This is a genomic window from Solibacillus silvestris (genome assembly GCF_051967575.1).
Taxonomy (GTDB): domain Bacteria; phylum Bacillota; class Bacilli; order Bacillales_A; family Planococcaceae; genus Solibacillus; species Solibacillus silvestris_B.
On the sequence record NZ_JBQCJW010000055.1, the window covers coordinates 1 to 9,816 of the forward strand.

General features: G+C 31.4%; 4 protein-coding genes. All 4 read left to right on the forward strand.

The window, feature by feature from the left end; genetic code table 11:
* The first annotated feature begins 435 nt into the window (after window positions 1-435).
* The 4 genes from ACTHOQ_RS18255 to ACTHOQ_RS18270 all read left to right on the forward strand — a co-directional run bounded on the left by ACTHOQ_RS18255 (window position 436) and on the right by ACTHOQ_RS18270 (window position 9,611).
* Entirely contained in the window at window positions 436-3,306 is a 2,871-nt protein-coding gene (locus tag ACTHOQ_RS18255) for an SNF2-related protein (protein WP_440497587.1), read from the forward strand.
* Window positions 3,307-3,325: 19 nt separating this feature from the next.
* Complete coding sequence (locus ACTHOQ_RS18260) at window positions 3,326-5,251, forward strand: site-specific DNA-methyltransferase (RefSeq protein ID WP_440497589.1); 1,926 nt, start codon at window positions 3,326-3,328, stop codon at window positions 5,249-5,251.
* Window positions 5,244-7,949 (forward strand): DEAD/DEAH box helicase family protein, encoded by a 2,706-nt coding sequence (locus ACTHOQ_RS18265; protein ID WP_440497590.1) that lies wholly within the window; start codon window positions 5,244-5,246, stop codon window positions 7,947-7,949. The genes ACTHOQ_RS18260 and ACTHOQ_RS18265 overlap by 8 nt, the downstream gene beginning before the upstream one ends.
* Window positions 7,950-8,093: 144 nt before the next feature.
* On the forward strand, window positions 8,094-9,611 hold the full coding sequence (locus ACTHOQ_RS18270; RefSeq protein WP_440497592.1) for an ABC-three component system protein: 1,518 nt from the start codon (window positions 8,094-8,096) through the stop codon (window positions 9,609-9,611).
* Window positions 9,612-9,816: the final 205 nt, after the last annotated feature.

Below are 9,816 nucleotides of genomic sequence, written 5' to 3' on the forward strand. Positions count from 1 at the left end.
TTCGTCTCGACCTCCGTGTATTTTACTTAATCATATCACGTTAGCTCGGTACGACATCTATCCTAACAGAGGGGGCAATGGGACTTCTACAAGATGCTTAGTAGCAACCCATTTGTTTACCTCCTTTGCACGAATTAATATACGCAACAATGTTTTATTCATCGTTTTCACCTCCTTTCCATATTGGCGCTCTTCTCACTACGCCTCTTTTCGCTGTAAAACAAAAAAGCCGTTACATATCCAAATGGATACATAATGACTTATGTGTAGAGGGGTGGGGCATGAAACACAGGCACCCCCCTTTGTTATATACATGACCAGGTGCTGATCAAAAATATATAGTTTTTTTTACCTAGTAGATTTTTGGTAAACCATTCCTATTAATCTCCTATTCCTTTACAATATAAATATGGGATGGTACGGGAGGTAAAATATATGACAGTTACTACAGCTTATCAAAGCCAATATTATGCGTATGAATTAACCAAACAAAATGCTTCAGATTCTGTTGGGCGTTTAAGTCAATCTTTAATCAGTGCTACGGTAGATTTAAACCCACATCAAGTAGAAGCGGCATTATTTGCATTCAGAGCACCATTAGAAAAAGGGGCTTTATTAGCTGATGAAGTCGGACTAGGGAAAACAATTGAAGCGGGCTTAGTTCTTAGTCAATTATGGGCAGAAAGAAAGAGGCAAATTTTAATTATTGTGCCACCGCCTTTAAGAAAGCAATGGAATCGTGAGCTAATTGAAAAATTTTATATACCTTCAATTATTTTAGAAAGTAAAAACTACAATCAATTGATTAAGGAAGGAAATTTACATCCTTTTTCCCAAAAAGATCAAGTGGTTATTATTTCTCATACATTCGCTCGAAATAAGGAACAGGATATACAACGAATTCCATGGGATTTAATTATTATTGATGAAGCACATAGATTACGTAATGTTTATAAAAAGTCAAATAAAATAGGGCGTGTCATTCGTGAAGCTACTGCTGGATTTCCTAAACTTTTGTTGACGGCTACACCATTACAAAATACTTTGATGGAATTATACGGATTAATGAGTTTTATTGACCCATACTTGTTTGGAGATGAAATTACATTTAGAAAACAATTTGGAAATGGTACTAGAGAAATCTCAAAACAAAACTTTGAAGACTTAAAAGAACGAATTAAACCTGTATGTCATCGTACGCTAAGAAGACAAGTGGTAGAGTATGTACCTTATACAAAGCGTATTCCAATTTTACAAGAATTCAGCTCTAGTGAAGAAGAATGGGAATTGTATGAAAAAGTATCTAGCTACCTTCAAAAAGATGATATTGTTGCTTTACCAAAAAGCCAACGAAGTTTGATCACATTAGTTGTAAGAAAAATATTAGCATCATCGACGTTTGCGCTATCAGATACACTTCTATCTTTAATCCAGCGTTTAGACGATATTATTAATAAGGAAACTAAAATAAATGAGACAGATTTTTTATTAGATATCGATGAATTAGATGACACCTTAGAAGAATGGGAAGTAGAAGAAAAAGAGATAGAAGAAAGTCGAAATGATAATGAAATATTAGAGAGCGCTAAAAAGGAACGAGAAGAGTTATATTCATATTATGAACTTGCTCAATCAATTAAAGAAAATGCCAAAGGACAAGCATTGTTAACAGCTTTATCTACAGGTTTTAATACATTAAAAGACCTTGAAGCAAACGAAAAAGCAGTTGTATTTACAGAATCAAGAAGAACACAAAAGTATTTAAAAGAAATGCTTGAACAAAATGGCTATGAAGGAAAAGTTGTTATATTTAATGGCACAAATAATACTGATCATATAAAAGGGATTTATGAAAAATGGTTAGAAAAACATCAACATGATGATCAAATTACAGGTTCTAGACAGATTGATACACGGGCAGCAATTGTAGAACATTTTAGAGATGAAGGTTCAATAATGATTGCTACAGAATCAGCAGCAGAAGGAATTAACTTGCAATTTTGTAGTTTGGTTGTGAACTATGATTTACCATGGAATCCACAAAGAATTGAACAACGAATTGGACGTTGCCACAGATATGGGCAGAAGTATGATGTAGTAGTCATCAATTTTTTAAATCAAAAAAATGCTGCTGATAAGCGAGTGTATGAATTGTTATCAAATAAATTTAATTTATTTAACGGTATATTTGGCTCATCAGATGAAGTTTTAGGTTCTTTAGAATCTGGAGTAGATTTTGAGAAACGGATTCAGCAAATTTATCAAACTTGTCGAACTTCAGAAGAAATACAGCAAGCTTTTAATGATTTACAAAAAGAATTAGATGAGCAAATACAAGAAAAAATGATGGAGACCAGAAAGCACCTCTTAGAAAATTTTGATGATGAAGTTCGAGATAAATTAAGAAATCAGTATGAACAAACATCTATACAAATGAGTAAAATGGAACGTTTTCTCTGGGGAATATCAATTTACGAAGGTAAAGATGAAGCGGAATTCAATAGTAGTTCTTTAAGTTTTACGTTGAATGATACAAATGAAAGATATCAATTGATTTCACAAGCAAAGAAACCAGAGAAGAAACAAAAAGATGTACATTATTACAGATTAGGACATCCAATCGCGGAAAAATGGATTGAACAAGCGAAATCCCGTGACTTAACTGTTAAGGAAATTACATTTAATTATTCTGCGTATGAAGGAAAAGTAAGTATTCTTTCATCCTTAATTGGTCTGACCGGTTGGCTATCACTAGATTTATTGAAAGTTAGTTCGTCTGAAAAAGAGGAACATTTAGTATTTTCAGCGGTAGATTCAGAAGGCAACCAAATTGACCAAGAAAGTTGTGAGAAACTATTTGAATTACCTGCTGAAGAGCATGAAACAATCAAAATTTCTGAACCAATTCAAAATACATTACAGATTATCTATAAGCATCAAAAAGAATCCATATTAAATGAAATACAGGAAAAGGCAAATTCATATTTAGATCGCGAACTTGATAAGTTAGACAAATGGTCTAAAGATTTAAAGGGAAAGCTAGAAATTGATTTGAAAGAAATTGATATAGAAATAGCGCAATTACAAAAAGAAGCAAGATTAACACGGATGGTTCGTGAAAAACTTGAAATGAATAAAGTTATCCAAGAAAAAGAACGAAAACGTAATGAAATGCGTAGAAACCTCTATGACGAACAAGATGAAATTGACCGACAAAAACAACGCTTATTTAATGACATGGAAAATCGTTTAGAACAAAAGATTATAGAGGGAAATTTGTTTATAATAAAATGGAGCGTTATTTAAATTATATGAGGTGACCGTAATGAGTAATAAAAATAAATTAGAGTTAACTTGGATTGGAAAAGATAATCCACCTAAACTTGAACCGAGGATTTTAATAGAAGACCCAGAACTATCTTATCGAGTTGAAAATAAGGTCACTGATAATGATATCTTTGATAATAGACTTATTTTTGGTGATAATCTACTAGCTTTAAAAGCTCTAGAAGATGAATTTACAGGGAAAATTAAATGTATATATATTGACCCACCTTATAATACTGGGAATGCTTTTGAACACTACGATGATGGATTAGAACATAGTATATGGTTATCTTTAATGAGAAGAAGAATTGAGATTTTCTATACTCTTCTTCACGAAGAAGGTAGTCTATTTATTCATCTCGATGATTCAGAGGTAGATTACTGTAAAGTTATACTAGACGAAATATTTGGTAGAGGTAACTTTGTTAACAGAATAACTATTGAGGCAAGATCTCCCTCTGCATTTAGTACTGTAAACCCAGGTGTTTTTAAAGCTAGTGAATATATACTGTGGTACTGCAAAGATAAGTCGAAATTCCAATCTAAAACAATGAGAATTGAAAAAGATGATATTGATAAAGCATATAACAAATTCTTGGTTAATAAAGATAAAAGTTTAGATGAATGGAAGCTAATTAGTCTTAACCAAGCTTTCTTAGAATCATGGAATGAAGATAGAATTGAACATATAAGACAATTCGTTAAGGAGAATTACACATTTTTTAAAGAGCAATCAAATAAAGAAATTCAAGTATTATTTGAAGAACAATTTGCCTATGCTCAAATGTTAAAAATGAGTAATGTGAGAGGACAATTCTCAAAAAAAGCAAAGCAATTAAATTTTGAAGAATTTTCAAATTGGTCGTATTTATATTTACTAGAGAGAGTAAGTATTCCATATAAAAATAAAGATTTTAAAAATTTTGTTCTTTCAAATGCAGATTTTGTATGTAGGGAAGCTGAGATTGACGATGAAGGAGCAGGTAAACAAACAGTAGATTTAAAAAATGCTTCATTAAGTGAAAATGCTAAATTTTTCACGTTAGAAAGAAACGGATACGATACTCAAGTAATAAGAAATGGTAAACAAATTATTTTTTACAATAAAAACGTAGATGTAATTGATGGGAAATTAGTTCCAACAAAATTATTAACTAATATATGGTCGGATATATCATGGGAAGGTATCGCAAAAGAGGGGAATGTGAAATTTAAAAAAGGCAAAAAGCCAGAAAAACTAATTCAACGATGTATAGAACTAGCTACTGACAGTAGTGACAAGGAAAATTGGGTATTAGACTCTTTTGCTGGTTCTGGTACTACTGGTGCAGTTGCTCATAAGATGGGACGTAAGTGGATAATGATTGAGTTAGGTGAGCATTGTCATACTCACGTTATACCTCGTTTGATAAGTGTTATAGATGGTACTGATCATGGAGGTATTTCTAAGTTAGTAGATTGGCAAGGTGGTGGCGGATTTAAATATTACCGTTTAGCGCCAAGTTTGCTTGAAAAGGATAAGTTTGGAAACTGGATTATCAGTGCTAATTATAATCCTGCTATGCTTGCAGAAGCAGTTTGTAGACACAAAGGATTTACTTATCAACCTGATGAGATTATTTATTGGAAACAAGGATTCTCAACTGAAAATGATTATATTTATACTACAACTCAGTTTATTACTAGGGAAATAGCGGATCAAATACAAGAGCAAATGAAAGAAGTGGAGACTTTACTCGTCTGTTGCAAAGCTTTTACGGCTAATCCTAATGATTATCCAAACATTACATTTGAAAAAATCCCTACCTCGATTTTGAAAAACTGTGAATACGGTAGAGATGACTATAGTTTAAATATAGACGAACTTGTAAATCACAATAAAGAGCAATTGTCATTATTTGTCGAGGAGGACTCCAATGAATAAAGAAGTAAAAAACATTTCTGCACGATTAAGTTTAAGAACACCTCAAAAAGAATCATTAGAAATATTAGCAGATATTATCGAGACGCTCCATTTACAAAAGCATGACGAAGAGTCATTAAAACTTGAGCTTGAAAAGATTCAATCACTTTATCCTACAGTTGCAAATTTTGAACGTGATTTTCCATCCATGTGTTTTGCATTAGCAACAGGGGTGGGGAAAACTCGTTTAATGGGTGCGTTTATTTCATATTTGTACATTAAAAAGGGCATGAAGAATTTCTTCGTTCTTGCCCCAAACTTAACGATTTATAATAAATTAATTCAAGATTTCACACCGGGTACACCTAAATATGTATTTAAAGGAATTGCGGAAATAGCAGCTAATGAACCACGTATTATTACTGGTGACAATTATGATTCTGGAAAAATGTATGTTAAGGATAGTTTGTTTAAAGAGAATGAGATTCATATTAATATCTTTAATATTTCAAAAATTAATGCAGAAGTTCGAGGTGGAAAAGCACCACGAATTAAGAGATTAAGCGAATATATTGGGGAAAGTTATTTTGAATACCTTGCTTCACTACCTGATTTAGTGTTGTTAATGGATGAATCTCATCGTTACCGAGCTACAGCAGGTGTAAATGTACTAAATGAATTAAAACCAGTTATCGGGTTGGAATTAACTGCCACACCTCAAGTTGAAACGAGTACAAATACAATTCCTTTTGAAAATGTCATTTATAGTTATCCGTTACATAAAGCAATGGAAGATGGTTATGTCAAGGAACCAACTGTTGCAACGAGAGAGAATTTTAATGTAGATGATTATGTTGGGCAAGAAAGTGTTTTGGAGCGATTAAAGTTAATGGATGGTGTAAGAATTCACGAAGAGACAAAGGCTGAACTTGATTTATATAGTCGACAAACGAATCAACCATTAGTAAAACCATTTATTCTTGTTGTTGCTCAAGATACAACACATGCTCAAGAACTTCTAGATTATATGGAATCTGAAGAGTTTTATAGTGGTCAATACAAAGGGAAAGTAATAACTGTACACTCTAATCAGCGTGGAGAAGAGAAAGATGAAACAATTGCTGAATTAATGGCACTTGAAGATCCAAATTCAAATACGGAAATTGTTATCCATGTAAATATGCTTAAAGAAGGTTGGGACGTTACAAATCTATATACGATTATCCCATTACGTGCTGCTAATTCTAAAACATTAGTAGAACAATCTATCGGTCGTGGATTACGTTTACCTTATGGAAAAAGAACAGGTAATCAGGCGGTAGATAGATTGACGATTGTAGCTCACGACCGTTTCCAAGAGATTGTTGATGAAGCAAATAACCCTAACTCTATTATTCGAACAGGTGTCATTATTGGAAAAGATGTTGCTGTTGAAAAGAAACAAGCAGTTACAATACCTACATCAATGACGGATACAATTCAACAAGAAGTACAAGCAGAGGTTGAGAAGATAGTAACTAACAAGCCTGAAGCACAATCAACCTTTACTACTGAACGTGTACAAGAAGCTATACAGTTAACACAACAAGCTATGAAACGGTTTGAATATTTACCAAATTCACAAAGTCTTCAAAAGCCTGAAATACGCGCAGAAATAGTGAAAGAAGTAAAAGAAAACCTTAACTTTGAAGAACTCGATTTATTCCCTGAAGAAACTGAAAAATTTGTGGAACACGTTGTTAACACTTCTATTAGTAACCATATTCAACATAGTATTGATATTCCACGTGTCGTTATTCAACCAGTTGGTGATGTAACATGGGGATATAAAGAGTTTACGTTAGATGTAAGCAATATTCATCTTCAACCCGTAGATGAAAAAATTATTATTCAAAGCTTAAGAACTAGTGAACGTTCATCTTTAAATACTAATACATCAATTTATAAAGAGGAAAGACTTGAAAACTATATTGTATCGCAGCTTATGAATTACTCTGATATTTCTTACGATGACCATGCAGAATTGCTTTATAATCTTGTGGGACAATTAGTTGAGCATTTGAAATCATATTTACCGAATAATGAAGCGGTAGAAAATGTACTTATCTATAACCAAAAACTATTAGCCGAACGAATCCATGAACAAATGCAACAACATTATTATCAAGCATCTGATAATCAATATGATGTTAGAGTGAGTAAAGGGTACGAACATTTATCTCCAGTTCACTACACAATGGTTATAGAAGATGGTGAACGTAATTTTAGAAGTCCTGTTGAAGATAAGAGTAAGATAAAAAGTATGATTTTTAGCGGTTTTTCTAAATGTTTGTATCGCGTTCAAAAATTTGATTCAGATAGTGAACGTAAATTTGCAGTTATCTGTGAAAACGATCCAAAGATTTTAAAATGGTTTAAGCCTTCTGTAGGTCAATTGAAAATTTATTACGGACGAGGAGAAACTTATTATCCAGATTTCGTAATAGAAACAGATGAAATGAAATTAATTTGCGAAATTAAAGCTGAAAACGAACTGCAAGATGAAGTAGTTATTGAAAAAGCAAAAGCCGTAACAGCATGGTGTGAACATGCCTCTAAACATGAATTAGAGCATGAAGGTAAAAAATGGGGTTATTTGCTCATCCCACATACAAACTTGAGTGAAAATATGAGTATTGATGGACTAAATAGTAGATACCGTCAATCAATCAATCAATAATAAATAAAGATAACTTTACCTCGGCGATTTTATAATAACTTATATTCTGCTGAGGTATTTTCATAGTTTTATTTAAGAGTATTTGAAACATTTCAATGGTTTTAGTAAATATTTCGGAAATAAGATCGAGGAGGTATATAAATAGTGGTAAATACTGCTGTTGAGAAAAAAGTTGAATTTGATGCGACACATAGTTGGAATGGTTTTTGCTATCAAGGTAAGGTAGCCATTATCGCTGTAATTGATTATATGATTAATTCGATTGAAAATATAGAATTAATTAATCAACATAGTTTGGAGTTTGAATACTTAGAGGATTTTTCAATAATAAAAGATGAGAATTATGTTCAAATTCATCAAGTGAAATCTTATGGAGTTGACTCCTTAAGTAATTATAGAGATGCGATATGGTTATTACTTGGAAAATCGGTATACGGGAAATATAAAACAATTAAGAAAGCATATTTACATGCGGCTGAACGTATTGAATCAAATGGAAAAACTATTTCTGATATTGATACTTTGAAAAAGGCTTTACTAGCTTCAAAAGCACCTTCAAGTTCAAATTCTTCAACTCAAATGAGTCCTTTAGAATTGTTTAAATATGTAAAAGAGAATGAACTAGTGAACGAAGCTTTTAAGAAGTTTTCTATTTATGAATATTCTAGTGGAGATTCATATTGTACTTTATTAAATATAGAAGAGTTAACAAAGAAAAAAATTGAAGAATACTATGAATTCACAGACAAGAAGCAAGAGCTAGAACAAAAAGGGCTATTAAATGAATATATAGAAAGTGTATATGTTACCCTTTTAGGGTTTATTGACAAACACATTAATATAAGGCATTACAATAGGCAGACTGCTGTTTTAAATTATGATAAAAAAATAAACCTAACGGATATAAAGGACATTTTGGATGAAAATTATGAGAATTTGCCTAAATCATATTATGTGTACTATTTAAAGGATAAAATAATTCAGAATTTTAATTCATACTATAATGAAAATATGGATTTTATTCAAAATGAATACATAAAATTTCAGCATGATAAAGAAATTATTATACAATACCAAAAACTTGAAAATGGTATAAATAAAGTTTCGGATCTAATAAAAAAAGTATTTACAGAATTAAGTGAAGAAGAATTCTTATTATTTTGTCATAAAATGAATCCCCATGTAAAAGTAAACTATAGTGAGAATTTAATGAACCTTAATGATTTAGTGAAGTCAGATTTTTTAGAATATCCTTGGCTTCTATCTTTAGTTGAATTCCATGAAAATATTGTAGGAGAAGATTTAACAATAAATATAGAGAATTCACATTTTCTAGCAACAACAATAATTCATACGCTGCCAACTCCAACTGCTACAGATGGATTAGTTCGAAAACGTCAAATGAATGCTAATATCGAAGCTACAATAAGCAAAATAGCTATTTCTATATTGGAAAACAACAAGATTTATGAAGCACTATATAAAATTGATTATATTATTACAGGAAATATTAATAAATCATTGAAGGATTATATACCTAAAACAACTGTATATAAAGAATATGAACTACCAGAAAATAGTCATCATATTATGGCGATAAAAAATATAGATTTAATTGATATAAAAGCGTGTGAATTAAGGAGAGATAGAAGTGGAAAATAAGGTTAACGAATTATTTACGCATCTTTTTGAAGAATTAAAGTTCGAGATTAGCGATTATTCAATTGTAGACGAACAAGATAAGTTGCTTAAGAAAAGTATTTTAGCGAAAAACTCTCTAAGAAAAAATTACCTGAATTATTCATAGCTCACTAAAACCAATCCGTTTTTATTCATTTTTTCCAAGGTGCTGAATTTTTTAGGAATT

Excerpts from the sequence above, each read along its gene's own strand:
- ACTHOQ_RS18255 (WP_440497587.1), top strand. The coding sequence starts at position 436 with ATGACAGTTACTACAGCTTATCAAAGCCAATATTATGCGTATGAATTA.
- ACTHOQ_RS18265 (WP_440497590.1), top strand. The coding sequence starts at position 5,244 with ATGAATAAAGAAGTAAAAAACATTTCTGCACGATTAAGTTTAAGAACA.
- ACTHOQ_RS18260 (WP_440497589.1), top strand. The coding sequence starts at position 3,326 with ATGAGTAATAAAAATAAATTAGAGTTAACTTGGATTGGAAAAGATAAT.